General features: G+C 69.2%; 18 protein-coding genes. 15 read left to right on the top strand and 3 right to left on the bottom strand.

Annotation, left to right across the window (positions count from 1 at the left end; translation table 11 throughout):
• Positions 1-69: 69 nt before the first annotated feature.
• Positions 70-873: an undecaprenyl-diphosphate phosphatase gene (locus CRT23_RS02695; RefSeq protein ID WP_055948865.1), complete on the bottom strand. Its 804-nt coding sequence runs from the start codon at positions 871-873 to the stop codon at positions 70-72.
• 255 nt (positions 874-1,128) lie between these two features.
• Here CRT23_RS02695 and CRT23_RS02700 point away from each other — a divergent pair, with 255 nt between their 5' ends.
• From CRT23_RS02700 to CRT23_RS02715, 4 genes are all read left to right on the top strand, one after another.
• Positions 1,129-1,821 (top strand): glutathione S-transferase family protein, encoded by a 693-nt coding sequence (locus CRT23_RS02700; RefSeq protein WP_055947796.1) that lies wholly within the window; start codon positions 1,129-1,131, stop codon positions 1,819-1,821.
• Between the two features lie 134 nt (positions 1,822-1,955).
• Positions 1,956-3,089 (top strand): tRNA epoxyqueuosine(34) reductase QueG, encoded by a 1,134-nt coding sequence (gene queG / locus CRT23_RS02705; RefSeq protein WP_244477202.1) that lies wholly within the window; start codon positions 1,956-1,958, stop codon positions 3,087-3,089.
• Positions 3,086-3,949: an SDR family oxidoreductase gene (locus CRT23_RS02710; RefSeq protein ID WP_103708443.1), complete on the top strand. Its 864-nt coding sequence runs from the start codon at positions 3,086-3,088 to the stop codon at positions 3,947-3,949. Before queG ends, CRT23_RS02710 begins: the two co-directional genes overlap by 4 nt.
• A gap of 84 nt (positions 3,950-4,033) precedes the next feature.
• A complete protein-coding gene (locus tag CRT23_RS02715) occupies positions 4,034-5,125 on the top strand; it encodes an acyltransferase (RefSeq protein ID WP_146056309.1) in 1,092 nt (363 codons plus the stop codon).
• Positions 5,126-5,137: 12 nt separating this feature from the next.
• On the opposite strand, the gene CRT23_RS02720 is transcribed toward CRT23_RS02715, so the two are convergent.
• Positions 5,138-6,184, bottom strand: coding sequence for a GNAT family N-acyltransferase (locus CRT23_RS02720; protein WP_103708445.1), 1,047 nt, complete (start codon positions 6,182-6,184; stop codon positions 5,138-5,140).
• A gap of 214 nt (positions 6,185-6,398) precedes the next feature.
• The gene (locus tag CRT23_RS02725; RefSeq protein ID WP_280137525.1) at positions 6,399-6,869 is read right to left on the bottom strand and encodes a DUF2267 domain-containing protein; all 471 of its coding nucleotides are present in this window, start codon (positions 6,867-6,869) and stop codon (positions 6,399-6,401) included.
• A 112-nt stretch (positions 6,870-6,981) separates the two neighbouring features.
• Between CRT23_RS02725 and CRT23_RS02730 the strand changes: the two genes are divergently transcribed.
• The 11 genes from CRT23_RS02730 (at position 6,982) to CRT23_RS02780 (ending at position 17,514) form a co-directional block, all read left to right on the top strand.
• Positions 6,982-8,514, top strand: a complete 1,533-nt coding sequence (locus CRT23_RS02730; protein ID WP_103708446.1) for a helicase HerA-like domain-containing protein — start codon at positions 6,982-6,984, stop codon at positions 8,512-8,514.
• Between the two features lie 223 nt (positions 8,515-8,737).
• On the top strand, positions 8,738-9,052 hold the full coding sequence (gene rplU, locus CRT23_RS02735; protein WP_103708447.1) for a 50S ribosomal protein L21: 315 nt from the start codon (positions 8,738-8,740) through the stop codon (positions 9,050-9,052).
• Between the two features lie 39 nt (positions 9,053-9,091).
• A complete protein-coding gene (rpmA, locus tag CRT23_RS02740) occupies positions 9,092-9,358 on the top strand; it encodes a 50S ribosomal protein L27 (protein WP_055947817.1) in 267 nt (88 codons plus the stop codon).
• A 149-nt stretch (positions 9,359-9,507) separates the two neighbouring features.
• A complete protein-coding gene (obgE, locus tag CRT23_RS02745; protein WP_103708448.1) occupies positions 9,508-10,542 on the top strand; it encodes a GTPase ObgE in 1,035 nt (344 codons plus the stop codon).
• A gap of 76 nt (positions 10,543-10,618) precedes the next feature.
• Positions 10,619-11,755, top strand: coding sequence for a glutamate 5-kinase (gene proB / locus CRT23_RS02750; protein WP_103708574.1), 1,137 nt, complete (start codon positions 10,619-10,621; stop codon positions 11,753-11,755).
• Between the two features lie 108 nt (positions 11,756-11,863).
• Positions 11,864-13,162, top strand: a complete 1,299-nt coding sequence (locus CRT23_RS02755; RefSeq protein WP_103708575.1) for a glutamate-5-semialdehyde dehydrogenase — start codon at positions 11,864-11,866, stop codon at positions 13,160-13,162.
• Between the two features lie 30 nt (positions 13,163-13,192).
• A complete protein-coding gene (locus CRT23_RS02760) occupies positions 13,193-13,816 on the top strand; it encodes a nicotinate-nucleotide adenylyltransferase (protein ID WP_103708449.1) in 624 nt (207 codons plus the stop codon).
• 63 nt (positions 13,817-13,879) lie between these two features.
• On the top strand, positions 13,880-14,323 hold the full coding sequence (rsfS, locus tag CRT23_RS02765) for a ribosome silencing factor (protein ID WP_103708450.1): 444 nt from the start codon (positions 13,880-13,882) through the stop codon (positions 14,321-14,323).
• 16 nt (positions 14,324-14,339) lie between these two features.
• Positions 14,340-14,840, top strand: a complete 501-nt coding sequence (rlmH, locus tag CRT23_RS02770) for a 23S rRNA (pseudouridine(1915)-N(3))-methyltransferase RlmH (protein WP_103708451.1) — start codon at positions 14,340-14,342, stop codon at positions 14,838-14,840.
• A gap of 29 nt (positions 14,841-14,869) precedes the next feature.
• Positions 14,870-16,192, top strand: coding sequence for a peptidoglycan DD-metalloendopeptidase family protein (locus CRT23_RS02775; RefSeq protein WP_245435916.1), 1,323 nt, complete (start codon positions 14,870-14,872; stop codon positions 16,190-16,192).
• On the top strand, positions 16,192-17,514 hold the full coding sequence (locus CRT23_RS02780; RefSeq protein ID WP_103708453.1) for a S41 family peptidase: 1,323 nt from the start codon (positions 16,192-16,194) through the stop codon (positions 17,512-17,514). Before CRT23_RS02775 ends, CRT23_RS02780 begins: the two co-directional genes overlap by 1 nt.
• The last annotated feature ends 11 nt before the right edge of the window (positions 17,515-17,525 follow it).

Consider the following 17,525-nt stretch of genomic DNA (forward strand, 5'->3'; position numbering starts at 1 on the left):
GCGCGGACGCAATCGCCTCCCCGTCCTGTATTCTTTATCCCGTCCGATCCGGCGCTCGGGCGCTCCGCGTCAGCCGAAGATGATCAGGCCGGCGAAGCCCAGCGAGCCGACGATGATGCGCCACCAGGCGAACAGCCGGAACCCGTGGGAGGCGACGTAGTCGAGCACCGTCCGGACCACGATGAAGGCCGAGATGAAGGCGACGATGAAGCCGATGACGATCAGGCCGGTGTCGTCCCGGGACAGGTTCTTGTAGTTGTCGAGCAGGTCCTTGGCGAAGGCGCCCGCCATGGTCGGGATCGCGAGGTAGAACGAGAATTCCGTGGCCGAGCGCTTGTCGGCGCCCATGAGCATCGCGCCCACGATGGTGGCGCCCGAGCGCGACACGCCCGGGATCATCGCGAGGCACTGGAACAGGCCGATCCTGAAATCCATCGGCAGGGTGAAGTCGAAGACGTCGCGCTTCTTCACCTCGAGGTCGGTCTCGTCGAGGACGAGGAGGACGATGCCGCCGGCCACCAGGGTCGCGCAGACGATCCAGGGATTGAAGAGGTAGTACTTGATGTACTTCGAGAAGAGGCCGCCGATGATCGCCGCCGGCAGGAAGGCCACCAGGATCCCGAGGACGAAGCGACGGGCCTTGGGGTCGTTGGGGAGCGCCAGGGTGATGCCGAGCAGCCGGCGGAAGTAGACGGCCAGGATCGCCAGGATCGCGCCGAGCTGAATCAGCACCTCGAAGGTGTTGTTCGGTGATTCGAACCCGATGAAGTGTCCGACGAGGAGCTGGTGCCCGGTCGAGGAAACCGGAATGAACTCGGTCGCGCCCTCCACCACGGCAAGCACGACCGCCTTCGCGATGCCCATCGCATCCATCATCTCAGCGCCTCGAGGGTTGGAGGTGTTTCGTGGGACCGGGCCGGTCCGGAGCGAGCGGTGCGGATCCACCTCGCGCGGCCTTCGCGGATCGAGCCTGATCCGTCAAGGTTGACGGATGGTTATCGCGTTCGCCGCAGGCATGTTAATGAGGCGGCAACCCTCGGGCCATAAGTGTGATCGCCGCCGACCATCCCCGCGGGGCACCGACGCGGCCCGTCCCCCGGCAAACCCTCCCCGTTCGAAACGGCCTCGATGGCGACGCTTTACCACTCTCCTTTCTGCCCGCACTCACGCTTCATCCGCCTGGTCCTGTCCGAGATGGGCATGGAGCCGACGCTGATGGAGGAGCGTGCCTGGGACCGACGCGAGGCCTTCCTGCTGATCAATCCGGCCGGGACGACGCCGGTGCTGGTGGAGCAGAGCGGGCTCGCCGTGCCGGGGGCCGGGATCATCGCCGAGTATCTCGACGAGACCCGCGGGCTCGGCCTCAGCGGCCGGCGCCTCCTGCCCGAGACCACGGCGGCCCGGGTCGAGGTGCGCCGCCTCCTCGACTGGTTCCTGGTCAAGTTCAACGCCGAGGTGACCGAGTACCTCGTCACCGAGAAGATCTCGAAGCGCTTCATGACCAGCGCCAACGGCGGCGGCCCGCCGGACATGAACGCCATTCGCGCCGCGCGCACCAACGTGCGCTACCACATGAAGTATATCGGCTACCTGATGTCCCGCCGGAAATGGCTGGCGGGCGACCATCTGACCTATGCCGATCTCGCGGCGGCGGCCCACCTCTCCTGCGTGGATTATCTCGGCGACGTGCCATGGGACGAGGACGAGACGGCCAGGGACTGGTACGCGCGGGTGAAGTCCCGCCCGTGCTTCCGCACCCTGCTGGCCGACCGGGTGCCGGGCATGGCGCCGGCGGACCACTACGCGAACCTGGATTTTTGAACGCACCGGGGCCGCCGCAGGCACGCGCCGCGAGCCGGCCGTCGCAGGAACGCGCCGCGAGCCAACCGTTGCAGGCACCTGCCGCACGCAAGACACCCCGAAAAATTCTCGCGGGCGCCGACCTGCGTCGCGCCGTGGAGGCGCGCGCCCGCCTCCTCGGCTTCGAGGCCGTCCGCGTCACCCGCCCGGACGCGGTTCCCGAGCTTCGGACCCGGCTGCCCGCCTGGCTCGCCGCCGACCACCACGGCGAGATGGACTGGATGGTGGAGCGGGCCGACCAGCGGGCCGATCCCGCCACCCTGTGGCCCGGTGTCCGCAGCATCGTCATGCTGGGCATGAATTACGGCCCGGAGGTCGATCCCCGCGCCGTCCTGGCGCGGCGGGACCGGGGCGCCATCGCGGCCTATGCCCAGCGGCGCGACTACCACGAGGTGGTCAAGGGCAAGCTGAAGGAGCTCGGCGGCTACCTCTCGGCCAAGGGCGACGTCCGCGTGAAGGTCTTCGTCGACACGGCGCCCGTGATGGAGAAGCCCCTGGCCGCCGCCGCCGGCCTCGGCTGGCAGGGCAAGCACACGGTCCTGATCTCGCGCGCCTTCGGCAACTGGCTGCTGCTGGGGGCGATCTACACCTCGGCCGAGCTGGAGCCGGACACGCCGGAGACCGACCATTGCGGCTCGTGCCGGCGCTGCCTCGACATCTGCCCGACGAACGCCTTCCCGGCACCCTACCAGCTCGATGCCCGCCGCTGCATCGCCTACCTCACCATCGAGCATGCCGGGCCGATCCCGACCGAGTTCCGCGCCGCCATCGGCAACCGGGTCTTCGGCTGCGACGATTGCCTGGCCGTCTGTCCCTGGAACAAGTTCGCGGCGGCGGCCGCAGAGGGCCGCATGGCCGCCCGGGCCGACCTCGCCGCACCGGCTCTGGCCGACCTCGCCGGCCTCGACGAGGCGGCCTTCCGGGTCCGCTTCGCCGGCACGCCCGTGAAGCGGACGGGCCGCGACCGCTTCCTGCGCAACGTCCTCATCGCCATCGGCAACTCCGGTGAGCCCGGCCTCGCCGCGGCGGCCGAGGCGAACCTGTCCGACCCGTCGGCCCTGGTGCGCGGCATGGCGGTCTGGGCCCTCGGCCGCCTCGTCGCCCGGCCCCGTCTGCAGGACCTTTTCAACGCCCGGGGTTTCGGCGAAACCGACGACGCCGTCCGGGCCGAGTGGCGGTGCGCCCTCGATCCCGCCGGCTCCGAGACGACAGGACACGCCGCCTCATGAACCTCTTCGTCTTCGGCCTGGGCTTCACCGCCCGGCGCTTCGTGGAGCGCGCCCGCAGCCGCTTCGACACGGTGCGCGCCACGGTCACCGATCCGGGGCGGACCGGACCGGGCGACATCGCCGAGATGCGGGCCTTCGGACCCGATTCGGACGACCCCCGCATCGCGGCCGACCTCGCCGATACGGACGTGCTCCTCGTCTCGGCCCCTCCGGTCCGTGACCTCGACACGACCCTCGGCGTATACCGCGACGCCATCGCCCGGAGCCGCATCGGCTGGATCGGCTATCTCTCGACCATCGGCGTCTACGGCGACCACGGGGGCGCCTGGATCGACGAGGACACCGCCCCCAGCCCGGTGAGCGGCCGCTCGCAGGGTCGCCTCGCCGTCGAGGCGGCCTGGCTGACCCTGGGCCGCGAGACCGGCAAGCCCGTCCAGGTGTTCCGCCTGTCGGGCATCTACGGCCCGGGCCGCAACCCGATCGTCAAGCTGCGCGACGGCAAATCGCAGCGGATTATCAAGCCGGGACAGGTGTTTAACCGCATCCACGTGGACGACATCGCCACGACGCTGCTGGCCTCGATCGACAAGCCCCGGAACGGCGCGGTCTACAACGTCACCGACGACGAACCCACGCCGCCGCAGGTGGTCACGGAGTACGCCGCCAAGCTCGCCGGCCTGCCGCTGCCGCCGGAGATCGATTTCCAGACCGCCGACCTCAGCCCGATGGCGCGCAGCTTCTACGGCGAGAACAAGCGGGTCCGGAACCGCCGCATCCGGGACGAACTCGGCGTCGACCTCGCCTATCCAACCTACCGCGAAGGCCTCGCCGCCCTCACCGCCGATGCGCGAACGGCCTAGCGTCCCGGCCTGCCCCATGGGCGCCCGGGTTCGGTCGCACCGGCCATCGCGACGGTTCGGCCCGCATCACCGGGGGACCACGCCGTGAGAGTGCTCCATTCCCTCCAGGCAATGCGGGGGCTCGCGGCGTGCCTGGTCGTCTACGCCCATGCCTTCGACCTCGCCAAGACCCTGAGTTCCGGGCCGGCCGTCCAGGCCCGCCTCGGCTACCTCGAGGATTTCGGGGCCATCGGCGTCGACATCTTCTTCGTCATCAGCGGCGTCATCATCACGCTCACAGCGCAGCGCATCGTCGATCTGCCGTCCGCACATCGCTTCGCCCGGCGCCGCGTCCTGCGCGTCGTGCCGTATTACTGGCTCCTCAGCGGCCTCGTCGTCGGCCTGACGCTCCTGTCCGGGCTGCCCGACGTGCGCCGAATTCCGGCGACGGTGCTGTTCTTCCCGTTCAGTGCACGCGGCTTCGAGATGCCGTACCTGGCGGTCGGCTGGACGCTCTGTTTCGAGATGCTGTTCTATCTCTGCGTCTATCTCGCCCGGGCGTGGCTGTTCTGGACGCCGACGCTCCGGTTCTCCGTGGCGCTCATCCTCTTCGCCGGGCTCTTCGTGCTGGCGCGGCCCGAGCCCGTCACCCTGTTCCTCCTCAACCCGATCATCCTCGAGTTCGGCTTCGGCATCGGCCTCGCCCGGCTCTATCGGCGCGGTACCGTCGGGCGCGCGGAGGCCCGGTATCTCTTCGCCTTCGGTCTGATCGGCTTTGCCCTCAACCTGATCTTCGGCTTCGGTCAGGCCTCGGAGCTGGAATACACCGTCGCCCTCCCGGGGGCCGCCTACCGGGTGCTGGTCTTCGGCGTTCCGAGCGCCGCCGTGGTGGGCGGCCTGCTGCTCATGGAGGGGGCCGGCGTGCGGATCGGAACGGCGCTGGAGGGACTGGGGAACGCGTCCTACTCGATCTATCTCACGCACCCGCTCACGTTCGAAGTCATCCGGGCTGCGGTGCCGCGGAACAGCCTGGCGCCCGACCTCGCCATCGCCCTGGCGCTGGTCCTCGGCGTCGCGCTCGGGTTCGTGGCCTACCACGTCCTCGAGCGGCCGCTCCTGCGGGCCCTCGGGAGCCTTCCTGCCCCCGCCGGTGAGGGCCGTTCGAGGCCTGCCGCCACCGGGACGGCGAGCCCCTGAACGGAAGGAGCGTCAGGCCGCCCTGCGGTTTGCCGCCGGCCCGAAATGATCGCGGTAGCGTTCCGCGATGGCCGAGACGGGCAGCACCACGAAGACGTCCGTGGTGCCGAACTGGTGGTCCACCACGGCTCCGTCGCCGAAGGTGGCACCGACGCGCAGGTACCCCTTGATCAGCGGCGGCAGCGCTTGGAGCGCCGCCTTGGGATCCACGGCCTCGCGGGCGAGGCGGTCCATGGCGACATAGCGCTCGGGCAGGGCCCGGGCGCACCAGCCCTCCGCCGCCCGGGCATGGTGGTGCAGGAAGCTCAGGGGGAGGGCGAGACGGTCGGGGTCGGTCCCTTCCAGGCTGGCGCAGCCCAGCATGGCGTCGATGCGGTGATGCTGCACATAGGCCCAGATCCCGGCCCAGAGCAGTTCCACCGTCCGCTTCGTCCGATAGGGCTTCAGCACGCAGGAGCGCCCGAGCTCGAGGAAGCGCGCGCCCGGGTTGGCCGCCATCATCGGGGCGATGTCGTACTCGCCCGCGGTGTAGAAGCCGAAGTGACGGTCGGCCGCCTCCTGGCGCAGGAGGCGGTAGGTGCCGACCACCTTCGGCCGGGCCCGGCGGAAGGGCTTTGTGGCGAAGGGCGTCGTGTCCACGGCCGCATGGTCGATGACGAGGAGGTGGTCGCAGACCGCGTCGTAATCGTCGATGTCCCGGCGCGACAGCATCGCGAGGCCGCTCGGGACCGCCGACATCTCCTCGTAGAACACCCCGTAGCGCAGCCGCTGCGCCCGCCGGATTTCCGAGACGGTGGTGGCGAGACGGACCTCCAGGGTGCCGATCCGGCCCAGGGTCGCAGGGAGGCCCGGAGCTGCCAGGGGCTTCTTGAGGCGGGGCTTGAATCGGATCGGCGCCGCCCCGGGGGGGAGCAACAGGCCGCGGGAATGGAGGGCCGGAAGGCCGGCACGGCCCGCCTCTGCGGTGCGCTGCTTCAGCCGGGCAAAGGGGGCGTGCACATGCGCCTCCCAGCCATTGAGCCACGCCGTGGAGGCATCGCGCGCGAAGTTCGGAACCATCGTCCAATCCGCCCTGTCGGGACACCGAGGCGGCTCCGCGGGAGCCCCTGGCCTCGTGCCTTCGGGAGGTCACAACATCACGAAGCCCACACGCTTTTATGACACAGATTGCCGTTTAGCCAGAGAGGTTTGCGACGGGATGAGCCCGACCCTCGGCGACGGCCCGGTGGGTAGTCGCCGAAGGATCAGGCCCGCCGATCGCAGACGAATGGGCTCAGACGAACTGGTTCAGGCCCGGGATCGAACCGACGATCGGTCCCATCACGTCCTCGCCGGCCTTCTCGCGGCCGTAGGCGAACAGCTCCTGGCCGAGGGGCTGCATCTGGCCCATCGGCACGCCGGCCGACATCAGCTTCTGGCCGAGAGCCATGACGCCGCCGCCACCCATCATGCCGCCGAGCATGCCCATCAGGCCGCCGCCGCCCTCGCCGGCGTTGGCTTCGGCGATCGTGGCCTCAGATCCCGGCAGGGCGCTGAGCAGCTGGCTCACCTCGGTGGCGGGCCCCTCCTTTTGCAGGAAGGCCAGGATATGGCCGATGGCGGTCTGGGCCGTGGCGGCATCGAGGCCGGTCCGGTTCGTCACACGGGCGATCAACTCTTCCATCTCAAACGGGCTCCTGGGTGGCCGGCTCTTCCACGCGGCCGGGATTGCTACGCGGTCGGGATGTTGTCCTTCCGGCCTCATCGCCCCGAAATCAAGGCCGGCCCGCGAAGCGCTGGAAAATGCCGCGGCCGCAGCCCATAACCGGCACGGTCGATGCCGCCGCGCCTAGGCCGGCGAAGAGGAGCGGACGGTCATGCAGGACGACGGCACGATCCTGGTGGGCAAGGCGCCGCTGAAGGACGGCACCCTGAAGTCCGAGGGCCTGACCCTCCGGCTCGCCAATCGCCACGGCCTGGTGGCGGGGGCCACCGGCACCGGTAAGACCGTGACCCTGCAGGTCATGGCCGAGGGGTTCTCCAACGCCGGCGTTCCCGTCTTTGCTGCGGACATCAAGGGAGATCTTTCGGGCCTCGCCGCCGCCGGGGAATCGAAGCCGGTCTTCGTCAAGCGCGCCGCGGAACTGGGGATTTCCTACGAGCCCGACCGGTTCCCGACGGTGTTCTGGGACCTGTTCGGAGACCAGGGCCATCCGATCCGCTGCACCGTCATCGAGATGGGGCCGCTGCTGCTCGCACGCCTGCTGGAGCTCAACGACACCCAGGAAGGCGTCCTGAACATCGCCTTCCGGGTCGCCGACGACAACAAGTGGCCGGTCCTCGACCTCAAGGACCTGCGCGCTCTGCTCCTCTACCTCACCGAGAACCTGAAGGCGGTCTCGGGCCAGTACGGCAACGTCTCGGCGGCCTCCGTGGGCGCGATCCAGCGCCAGCTCCTGATGCTTGAGAACCAGGGGGCGGACCGCTTCTTCGGGGAGCCTGCCCTCGACCTCAACGACTTCATGCGGGTGGACCGCGAGGGCCGGGGCATCGTGAACATCCTGGCCGCCGACAAGCTGATGCAGCGGCCCCGGCTCTACGCCTCGTTCCTGCTCTGGATGCTCTCCGAGCTTTTCGAGCAGCTTCCCGAGGTCGGCGACCTCGACAAGCCGAAGCTGGTGTTCTTCTTCGACGAGGCGCACCTCCTGTTCGACGACGCTCCGAAGGCGCTCCTCGATGCGGTGGAGCAGGTGGTGCGCCTGATCCGCTCGAAAGGCGTCGGCGTCTACTTCGTGACGCAGAACCCCCTCGACGTGCCGGAATCGGTCCTCGGCCAGCTCGGCAACCGGGTGCAGCATGCCCTGCGCGCCTTCACGCCCCGCGATCAGCGCGCCGTGAAGGCCGCGGCCGAGACGTTCCGCGAGAATCCCGGCTTCGACGTCGCCGAGGCCATCACCGAGCTCGGCGTCGGCGAGGCCCTCGTCTCGTTCCTGGAGGCGAAGGGCACGCCCTCGGTCGTTGAGCGCGCCTTGATCGCCCCGCCCCAGGGCCGCGTCGGCCCGATCACCCCGGCCGAGCGCGCCGAGCTCATGGCGAAGAGCCCCGTGCGCGGCAAGTACGACCAGTCGGTCGACAACGAGAGCGCCTACGAGATGCTGGCTGCCCGCAAGGGCCTCGACGGAGGGGCGGGCGGGGCCGAGCCCGCGGAAGGGGGCTTGGGTGGAATGCTCGGCGGCTGGCTCGGGGGTGTTCTCGGCAGCAAGCCGGCCGGCAAGAGCGGCCGCCGGCCGGCCCCCGGCCTCGCTGAGCAGGTCCTTGGCAACGCCGCCCGCTCGATGGCCCGCAAGGTTGGGACCGAGGTGGGGAACGCGATCCTGCGGAACGTGCTGGGCGGCCTGACGAAGCGGTAGGTCGTCGGTGCCGACGCTCGGGCGCCCGCATTGACAAATCACCCTGTCCCCGCCTATCCACCGCCTCTCGCGCGGCTTCCTCGACGAAGTCCGCGCGTTTCGCGTTCGCGCTCGGCCCAGGCAGCAAGCCCCGATCCGGTGTCGCGGATGACCTGAACAAGAAGACGGTCCAGGCTCACCTCGCCGTGAGCGGGAGGCCGGCAGAGAACACGAAGAGAGAACGATGTTCGCAGTCATCAAGACGGGCGGCAAGCAGTATCGCGTTGCCGCCAACGACACCATCACGATCGCCACCCTCGAGGGTGAGGCCGGTTCGGCCGTCACCTTCGGTGACGTGCTCCTGTTCACGAATGGCGAAGGCACCACCCAGGTCGGCGCGCCGCTGCTCTCGGGCATCAGCGTCACCGGCGAGATCGTCAGCCACGGCCGCGACGCGAAGGTCATCGCGTTCAAGAAGCGCCGCCGTCAGAACTCGCGCCGCAAGCGGGGCCACCGCCAGCACCACACGGTGGTCCGCATCACCGGCATCAGCGCCTGACGATCCGACCTGAGATCCAAGAATTCGGAGTAATTCCCCATGGCCCATAAAAAAGCAGGCGGCTCGTCCCGCAACGGTCGCGACTCGGCCGGTCAGCGCCTCGGCGTTAAGAAGTTCGGTTCCGAGGCCGTGATTCCGGGCAACATCATCGTGCGCCAGCGGGGCACCAAGTGGCACCCCGGCACCAATGTCGGCATCGGCACGGACCATACCCTGTTCGCCAAGGTCGCCGGCCGGGTGCTGTTCGAGACGAAGCGCGGCCGCGCCTTCGTCACTGTCGTGCCGATGCAGGAAGCTGCCGAGTAAGGCGCCGAACCAGGGCCTTCCGCGAGGCGGGCCCGACCACCAGATGATCCCGGGGAAGATGGGAAACCGTCTTCCCCGTTGTCGTTTCTCCCCTCGACGTTTCGGTGGCGCGCTCGCGCCCCGAGAGCCAACCTGACCTGAGTCCGCCCGTGAAATTCCTCGACGAAGCCAAGGTCTATGTCCGCTCCGGCGACGGTGGCGCCGGCTGCGTGGCCTTCCGCCGTGAAAAATTCATCGAGTTCGGCGGACCGAACGGTGGCGACGGCGGTCGCGGCGGCGACGTCTGGGTGGAGTGCGTCGACGGCCTTAACACCCTGATCGACTACCGCTACCAGCAGCACTTCAAGGCCAAGAAGGGCGAGCACGGCATGGGCTCGAACCGCCACGGGGCCAATGGCGCCGACGTGGTGCTGAAGGTGCCGGCCGGCACCGAGATCCTGGCAGAGGACGGCGAAACCCTGATCGCCGACATGACCCATGTCGGCCAGCGCGTGCGCCTCGCCAAGGGTGGCAACGGCGGCTTCGGCAACGCCTATTTCACGACCTCGACCAACCGGGCTCCGAAGCACGCGAACCCGGGCCTGGAAGGCCACGAGCAGTGGGTCTGGCTGCGCCTGAAGCTCATTGCCGATGCGGGACTGGTCGGGCTGCCGAATGCCGGCAAGTCGACCTTCCTCGCCACGGTAACGGCGGCCAAGCCCAAGATCGCCGATTACCCCTTCACGACGTTGCACCCGGGCCTCGGCGTGGTGCGCTCCGACGAGCGCGAGTTCGTCCTCGCCGACATCCCGGGCCTGATCGAGGGGGCGCATGACGGTGTCGGCCTCGGCGACAAGTTCCTCGCCCACGTGGAGCGCTGCCGGGTGCTGCTGCACCTCGTCGAGGCCACCAATGAACATGCGGGCCAGACCTACAAGCTCGTTCGGCGCGAGCTCGAAGCCTACGGCCACGGCCTCGACGAGAAGCCCGAGATCGTAGCGCTCTCGAAGGCCGACGTCGTCGATCCGGACGTGCTCAAGGAGCAGGTCGCCCGCCTCAAGCGCGCGTCCAAGAAGAAGCCCCTCATTCTGTCCTCGGCCACGGGCCTCGGGGTGCAGGACGCCCTGCGGGCGCTGGCCCGGGAGATGGAGGCCGCCAAGCTCGCCGAGGCCGAGGCGCAACCGGCAGAGGCGTGGCAGCCCTGAGGAGGGGAAGCCAGGTCTTGTGCGGTGGCCAACCGGTCGTCACAAGCGCTCCATCGCCCTCTCGCCGATGCTGCCGATGACCTCCGACGTTCCGCCCCCGAACCTCCAAGACTTCCGTCGCATCGTCATCAAGGTCGGTTCGGCCCTCCTGGTCGACCGGACCCGTGGGCGCCTGCGCCATGCCTGGCTGAGTGCGCTCGCCGAGGACATCGCCGATCTTCATGCCAGCGGTGCCGACGTCCTCGTCGTCTCCTCCGGGGCCATCGCCCTGGGACGCACGGTGCTCGGCTACCCGCCCGGGACCCTGCGCCTGGAGGAGAGCCAGGCGGCGGCGGCCGTCGGGCAGATCGCCCTCGCGCGCCACTGGTCGGAAGCGTTGGGGCATCACGGCATCGCCGCCGGCCAGATCCTGGTTACGCCCCAGGACACGGAGGAGCGCCGGCGCTACCTCAATGCGCGCGCCACGGTGCTGAAGCTCCTCGAGGTGCGGGCCGTGCCCGTCATCAATGAGAACGATACGGTGGCCACCAGCGAGATCCGTTACGGCGACAACGATCGCCTCGCCGCCCGCGTCGCCACGATGATCGGGGCCGACGTGCTCGTACTGTTCTCGGACATCGATGGCCTCTACACAGCGCCGCCGCACACCGACCCGGAGGCGCGCCACCTGCCCCTGATCGAGCGGATCACTCCCGAGATCGAGGCCATGGCGGGTGGGCCGGCCTCGGAGCTTTCCCGCGGCGGCATGCGCACCAAGGTCGAGGCGGCCAAGATCGCCGCGAGCGGCGGCACCCATATGATCATCGCCGACGGGCGCGAGAAGAATCCCCTGCGCAGCATTCTCCGGGGTGGGCGCTGCAGCTGGTTCCTGTCCGGCTCGAACCCCGTCACCGCGCGCAAGGGCTGGATCGCCGGCTCCCTGGAGCCGCGCGGCATTCTCACGGTCGATGCCGGCGCGGCGCGGGCCCTTCAGGGCGGCGCAAGCCTGTTGCCGGTGGGCGTCACGAAGGTCCAGGGCGGCTTCGGGCGCGGTGACGCGGTGGTGATCCGCGACGAGGCCGGGCGCATTCTCGGACGTGGGCTCGTAGCCTATGACAGCGATCAGGCCCTGCGCATCATCGGGCGGCCGAGCCGCGAGATCGCGGACCTCCTCACCCATCCGGGTCGGGCCGAGATGGTGCACCGCGACGACCTCGCCATGGTGGGGGAATAGCAGCTCTGTCAGCGGCAATGCTTGTTTTGACGGTATCCGGCATGGCATGACGAGCGGGAACACATGGCGGCCGCGCCCCTTTCCGCGACGGTCGCGAGGATGAAGGCCGTGCCCGTTCTGAACCTGCGAACCGATTTTGCGCCGCCCGGCGATCTCTCCGAGGAGATGAACGCCATCGGCCGTCGCGCCCGCGCCGCCGCCCGCCAGATCGCCCTCGCGCCAGCCCAGACCAAGGACACGGCCCTGCGCCTGATCTCCGAGCGCCTGCGCGCCGAGCGAGACGTCATCCTGGCCGAGAACGCCCTCGATGTGGAAGCGGCTCGTGCCGCCGGCCAGACGCAGGCGCTCATCGACCGCCTCACCCTCGATGCGGGCCGCCTGAACGGCATCGCGGATGCGGTGGCCAAGATCGGTGCGTTGCCCGATCCCGTCGGCCGGCAGGTCGCGGCCTTCGAGCGGCCCAACGGCCTGCTCATCGAGCGCATCGCCGTCCCCCTCGGCGTGATCGGCGTCATCTTCGAGAGCCGGCCCAACGTCACTGCCGATGCCGGTGCGCTCTGCCTGAAGGCCGGCAACGCCGCGATCCTGCGGGCAGGTTCGGACAGCCATCGCTCCGCCATGGCCATCGCCCGCGTCATGCGCGCCGGGCTGGAGGCTGCCGGCCTGCCCGCCGACGCCATCCAGATCGTACCGACCCGCGACCGGGCCGCGGTGGGAGCGATGCTCACCGGTCTCGACGGAGGTATCGACGTCATCGTGCCCCGCGGCGGGCGTGGGCTGGTGGAACGCGTGCAGGTGGAGGCCCGGGTTCCGGTCTTCGCCCATCTCGATGGGATCTGCCACGTCTACGTGGCGGCCGGTGCCGACCTCGACATGGCCCGCACCGTCCTGCTCAACAGCAAGATGCGCCGCACCGGCATCTGTGGGGCCGCCGAAACCCTGCTCGTCGACCGCGCTTGTGCCGACACACACCTGGCCCCCCTCGTCGCCGCTCTGCTGGACGCCGGGTGTGCGGTGCGCGGTGACGCCGCCGTCCAGGCGGTCGACGACCGGGTCACGGCCGCCATTGAGGCGGACTGGCGCACCGAGTACCTCGATGCCATTATCTCGGTGCGGGTGGTCGACGGCCTCGACGCCGCAATCGAGCACATCGAGACCAACGGCTCGCACCACACCGACGCGATCATCACCGACGATATCGCCGAGGCCACGCGCTTCCTCGCCGAAGTCGATTCGGCGATCGTGACCCACAACGCCTCGACCCAGTTCGCCGATGGCGGCGAGTTCGGCTTCGGCGCCGAGATCGGCATCGCGACCGGACGGATGCACGCACGTGGGCCGGTGGGCGTCGAGCAACTGACGACCTTCAAGTACCGCGTTCACGGGAACGGGCAGACGCGTCCTTGACGCGGCCACGCCCGACCCGACTCGGCCCCGATGCGCTTTGATGCGTCGGGGCCGGCGCACCTGCCCCCCGTGACGCCGGGCCTGCGCATCGGCCTCTACGGCGGCTCGTTCAACCCGGCCCATCTGGGGCACCGGCATGTCAGCCTTGTTGCCCTGAGGCGCCTGCGACTCGACCGCCTCTGGTGGATGGTGACACCGGGCAATCCGCTGAAGGACCGCGAGCAACTCGCGGCCATCGACCGGCGGGTCGCTCGCGCTGACCGCGTCGCCGACCATCCGCGCATCGACGTCACCGATTTCGAATCACGGATCGGCGCGCGCTACACCCGTCAGACCCTGCGCTTCCTCACCCGTCGCTATCCCTCGGTGCGCTTCGTCTGGATCATGGGGGCGGACAGCCTCGCGACATTTCATCGCTGGCAGGGATTTTCTGAGATCGCCCACCTGATGCCGATCGCGATCGTCGACCGGCCGGGCTTCACGCTGAAGGCCCCGGCCGCTCGCGCCGCTCAGGCCCTAGCGCGCTGGCGCATACCCGAAGCGGATGCGCCTACCCTGGCCGACCGGACCGCTCCGGCCTGGATGTTCCTGCATGGGCCGCGCTCGACCCTCTCGTCGACGGCTCTGCGGGCCAGGGCGGAGAGCGATGCATAGGCCGGTCATGGAAAAGGCAAGAGCCACGTTCCACTTTATCCTCATACAGGGTACGATCACGGGATGACGATGGCGATTGCAGGAACCCAGACACTGAACGACGCGGTTCATACCGGAGCCTTAGGCTCTGACGACTCCACCAACCGGAAGATCAATAATCTCCGGAGCCTGGCTCTCGATTGCCTCGAGGACATGAAGGCCGAAGAGACGATCGAGATCGATCTGATGGGCCGGACCTCCCTGGCCGACACCATGATCATCACCTCGGGCCGCTCCCAGCGCCATGTCGGCGCCATCGCCGACCGGGTCCTTCAGGAGATGAAATCGAAGGGGCTCGGTACCGCCCGCGTCGAGGGTCTCCCGGCCTGCGACTGGGTGCTCATCGATGCCGGTGACATCATCCTGCACATCTTCCGGCCGGAGGTGCGCGGCTTCTACAATCTTGAGAAAATGTGGGGCGCCGATCGTCCGACCAGCGATCGTCCCCTCTCCGTCGTCGCCGAGTGAGCGCCGGCACCGCTTCGTGCGCCTTCTCGTGGCGGCAGTCGGCCGCCTGAAGCCTGGACCCGAGCGCGACCTCGCCGTCCGTTACCGTGAGCGGGCCGCGCAGCTCGGGCGCGGCCTCGGCTTCACAGCCTGCGACATTGCCGAGATCCCCGAAAGCCGAGCCCGCCGCGCGCCGGACCGCGCTGCCGAGGAGGGGGCTGCAATCCTGGCTCATGCGGCCGCTGGCGCGGTGCTGGCCGTCTATGACGAGCGCGGCCGCGCCGATCTCACGAGCGAGACCATTGCGACGCGCATCGGAGGCTGGCGCGATGCGGGTCGCTCCGTCCTCGTCCTCGCCATCGGGGGCGCCGACGGCCTTGACGCCGTGGTGCGAGATCGCTCTGACCTCGCCCTGTCCTTCGGAGCCGCCACCTTGCCGCACGGGCTTGTGCGCGTCCTCGCCCTGGAGCAGGTGTATCGCACGCTGACGATCCTTGCCGGCCACCCGTACCACCGCGGAAACCTCGACGAGCGATGAACCCGGCCACGCGACGCAGGCGAGACGGCATGAGGGGCGGCCTGCTGGCGCTCGTCCTTCTGACGCCATCGTTCCTCGCCGCGCCGGCCGCGCTCCGAGCCGAGGAACCGGCAACGCCGGAAGCGGTCCAGAAGGCACTCGAGGAGAAGACCCGCCGGGCGGAGAACCTCAAGCGCATCGAGGAGGCCCTGGCTGCCAGCACCGGGACCCGCGCCAAGTACGAGGCGGAGATCGCCAGTATCGGCGGCGATCGGGCCAAATTGAACACAGCGCTTCTCGACGCCACGCGCCAGGCGCAGGCCACCGAGGTTCGAATGAGCCGGCTGGAGGAGCGTCTGAAGACGCTTGGTGCCAGTGAGGCCGCCCTGCGCCGCTCGCTGGATTCCCGCCGCGGCGTCATCGCGGAAATCCTGGCAGCCCTGCAGCGGATGGGGCGGCGGCCGCCCCCCGCCGTGTTGGTGCGGCCGGAAGACGTGCTCGCGGTGATCCGTACCTCGATGCTGCTTGGAGCCGTGGTGCCCGAACTGCGCGGCGAGGCCGAGACTCTTGCCGCTGACCTCTCGGAGCTCGTGCGCCTCAAGGGCCTCATCGCCGCCGATCGCGAAGGATTGACCAACGATCTCGCGGGCTGGGCCCGCGAGCAGCAGCGCCTGAACGCCCTCATCGCCGCGCGCCGCACCCGTCAGGCCGAGGTCGAGAGCGGCCTCGCAGCCGAGCGGACTCGCACGGCCGAACTGTCGGTGCAGGCCCGCAGCCTCAAGGATCTACTCGACCGGATGGAGGGGGAGGTCGCCTCCGCCCGCCGGGCTGCGGAGGAGGCCAGGGCCGCCGAGACGCGGGAGGCCCGTGCGACGCAGGAGCGCTTCGCCGCCGCCGGGGCCCGAGATCCCGCCCGGCTTTCCCCGAAAGTGCGCTTCGTCGACACCCGTGGCGACCTGCCACGTCCGGTCAGCGGAGCACTCCTGCGCAGCTTCAACCAGCCTGACGGGAACGGCGGCACCACCCGCGGCATATCGCTCGCGACTCGCCCGAAGGCCGTGGTTTCGTCACCGGCCGATGGCTGGGTGTCCTTCGCGGGGCAGTTCCGCTCGTACGGGCGACTCTTGATCATCAACGCCGGCGATGGCTACTATCTCTTGTTGGCCGGGATGGACCAGATCAACGTCGAAGTCGGCCAGTTCGTGCTCGCGGGCGAGCCGGTGGCGGCGATGGGGGAGGGCGGTACCGGCACCGATGCGGCGGCCGCAGACCGCGGCGATCCGGTCCTGTACGTAGAGTTCCGAAAAGACGGCGGCTCCATCGATCCGGAGCCTTGGTGGGCGAAAAGCCCCAGCGAGAAGGTTCGCGGATAATGCGCAAGGTTTCCCTCGTTCTGCTCGGCGCGTTCGTCGGCGTCGGGTCCTCCATGGTGGCGACCCAGACCCGTCTGCTCTCGGGGACGAGCGCGGTCGCGGCCTCCGCCGAGACCTACCGCCAGCTCAGCCTGTTCGGCGACGTGTTCGAGAAGGTGCGCACCGATTACGTCGAGAAGCCCGACGAGGCGAAGCTGATCGAGGCAGCCGTCAACGGCATGCTGACCTCGCTCGATCCGCATTCGAGCTACATGGATGCCAAGAGCTTCCGCGACATGCAGGTGCAGACCCGCGGCGAGTTCGGCGGTCTCGGCATCGAGGTTACGATGGAGGACGGCCTGATCAAGGTCGTCACTCCGATCGACGACACGCCGGCCTCGAAGGCCGGCATCCTCACCAACGACATCATCACCCAGATCGACGAGGATCAGGTCCAGGGCCTGACCCTGAACCAGGCCGTGGACAAGATGCGGGGCCCGGTGAATTCGCCGGTCAAGCTGAAGATCAGCCGCAAGGAGTCTAAGGATCCGATCGAGGTCACGCTCAACCGCGACGTGATCAAGATCAAGCCCGTGCGTTCCCGCGCCGAGGGTGGCGACGTCGGCTACATTCGCCTGACCCAGTTCAACGAGCAGACCTTCGACGGCCTGCGTGCGGCGATCGACAAGCTGAACACCGATATCGGCGCCGATAAGCTCAAGGGCTACGTGCTGGATCTCCGCAACAATCCGGGCGGCCTCCTCGATCAGGCCGTGATGGTTTCGGACGCCTTCCTCGACCGGGGCGAGATCGTCTCCACGCGTGGGCGCAACCCCGACGAGACGCAGCGCTTCTCGGCCAAGGCCGGCGACCTGACCAAGGGCAAGCCGATCGTCGTGCTGGTGAACGGCGGCTCGGCCTCGGCCTCCGAGATCGTGGCTGGCGCCCTGCAGGATCACAAGCGCGCCACGGTGCTCGGCACGCGCTCGTTCGGCAAGGGCTCGGTGCAGTCGATCATCCCCCTGGGCGGCAGCGGCGCCCTGCGCCTGACCACGGCGCGCTACTACACGCCGTCGGGCCGCTCCATCCAGGCCAAGGGCATCGAGCCGGACCAGGAGGTCCTGCAGGAGGTGCCGGACGAGCTGAAGGGGAAGGACGAGACCAAGGGCGAGGCCGGCCTGAAGGGGCATCTCAAGCAGAAGGACGTCGAGGAGCGCGGCGGTTCGTCCGCCTACGTCCCGCCGGACCCGGCCAAGGACAAGCAGCTCATCGCCGCCTTCGACTTCCTGCGCGGTATCCAGAAGGGCGCAGCCAACACGCCGAAGGCCGCCGTCCCGAACTGAACACGATCCGG

This window comes from Methylobacterium sp. V23, assembly GCF_002917135.1.
In the GTDB taxonomy this organism is placed as follows: domain Bacteria; phylum Pseudomonadota; class Alphaproteobacteria; order Rhizobiales; family Beijerinckiaceae; genus Methylobacterium.

Coding starts and splice junctions, on each gene's coding strand:
- CRT23_RS02695 (WP_055948865.1), bottom strand. CDS start 873: ATGGATGCGATGGGCATCGCGAAGGCGGTCGTGCTTGCCGTGGTGGAG.
- CRT23_RS02700 (WP_055947796.1), top strand. CDS start 1,129: ATGGCGACGCTTTACCACTCTCCTTTCTGCCCGCACTCACGCTTCATC.
- CRT23_RS02710 (WP_103708443.1), top strand. CDS start 3,086: ATGAACCTCTTCGTCTTCGGCCTGGGCTTCACCGCCCGGCGCTTCGTG.
- CRT23_RS02720 (WP_103708445.1), bottom strand. CDS start 6,184: ATGGTTCCGAACTTCGCGCGCGATGCCTCCACGGCGTGGCTCAATGGC.
- CRT23_RS02725 (WP_280137525.1), bottom strand. CDS start 6,869: ATGAGGCCGGAAGGACAACATCCCGACCGCGTAGCAATCCCGGCCGCG.
- CRT23_RS02730 (WP_103708446.1), top strand. CDS start 6,982: ATGCAGGACGACGGCACGATCCTGGTGGGCAAGGCGCCGCTGAAGGAC.
- rplU (WP_103708447.1), top strand. CDS start 8,738: ATGTTCGCAGTCATCAAGACGGGCGGCAAGCAGTATCGCGTTGCCGCC.
- rpmA (WP_055947817.1), top strand. CDS start 9,092: ATGGCCCATAAAAAAGCAGGCGGCTCGTCCCGCAACGGTCGCGACTCG.
- proB (WP_103708574.1), top strand. CDS start 10,619: ATGACCTCCGACGTTCCGCCCCCGAACCTCCAAGACTTCCGTCGCATC.
- CRT23_RS02760 (WP_103708449.1), top strand. CDS start 13,193: ATGCGCTTTGATGCGTCGGGGCCGGCGCACCTGCCCCCCGTGACGCCG.
- rsfS (WP_103708450.1), top strand. CDS start 13,880: ATGACGATGGCGATTGCAGGAACCCAGACACTGAACGACGCGGTTCAT.
- CRT23_RS02775 (WP_245435916.1), top strand. CDS start 14,870: ATGAGGGGCGGCCTGCTGGCGCTCGTCCTTCTGACGCCATCGTTCCTC.
- CRT23_RS02780 (WP_103708453.1), top strand. CDS start 16,192: ATGCGCAAGGTTTCCCTCGTTCTGCTCGGCGCGTTCGTCGGCGTCGGG.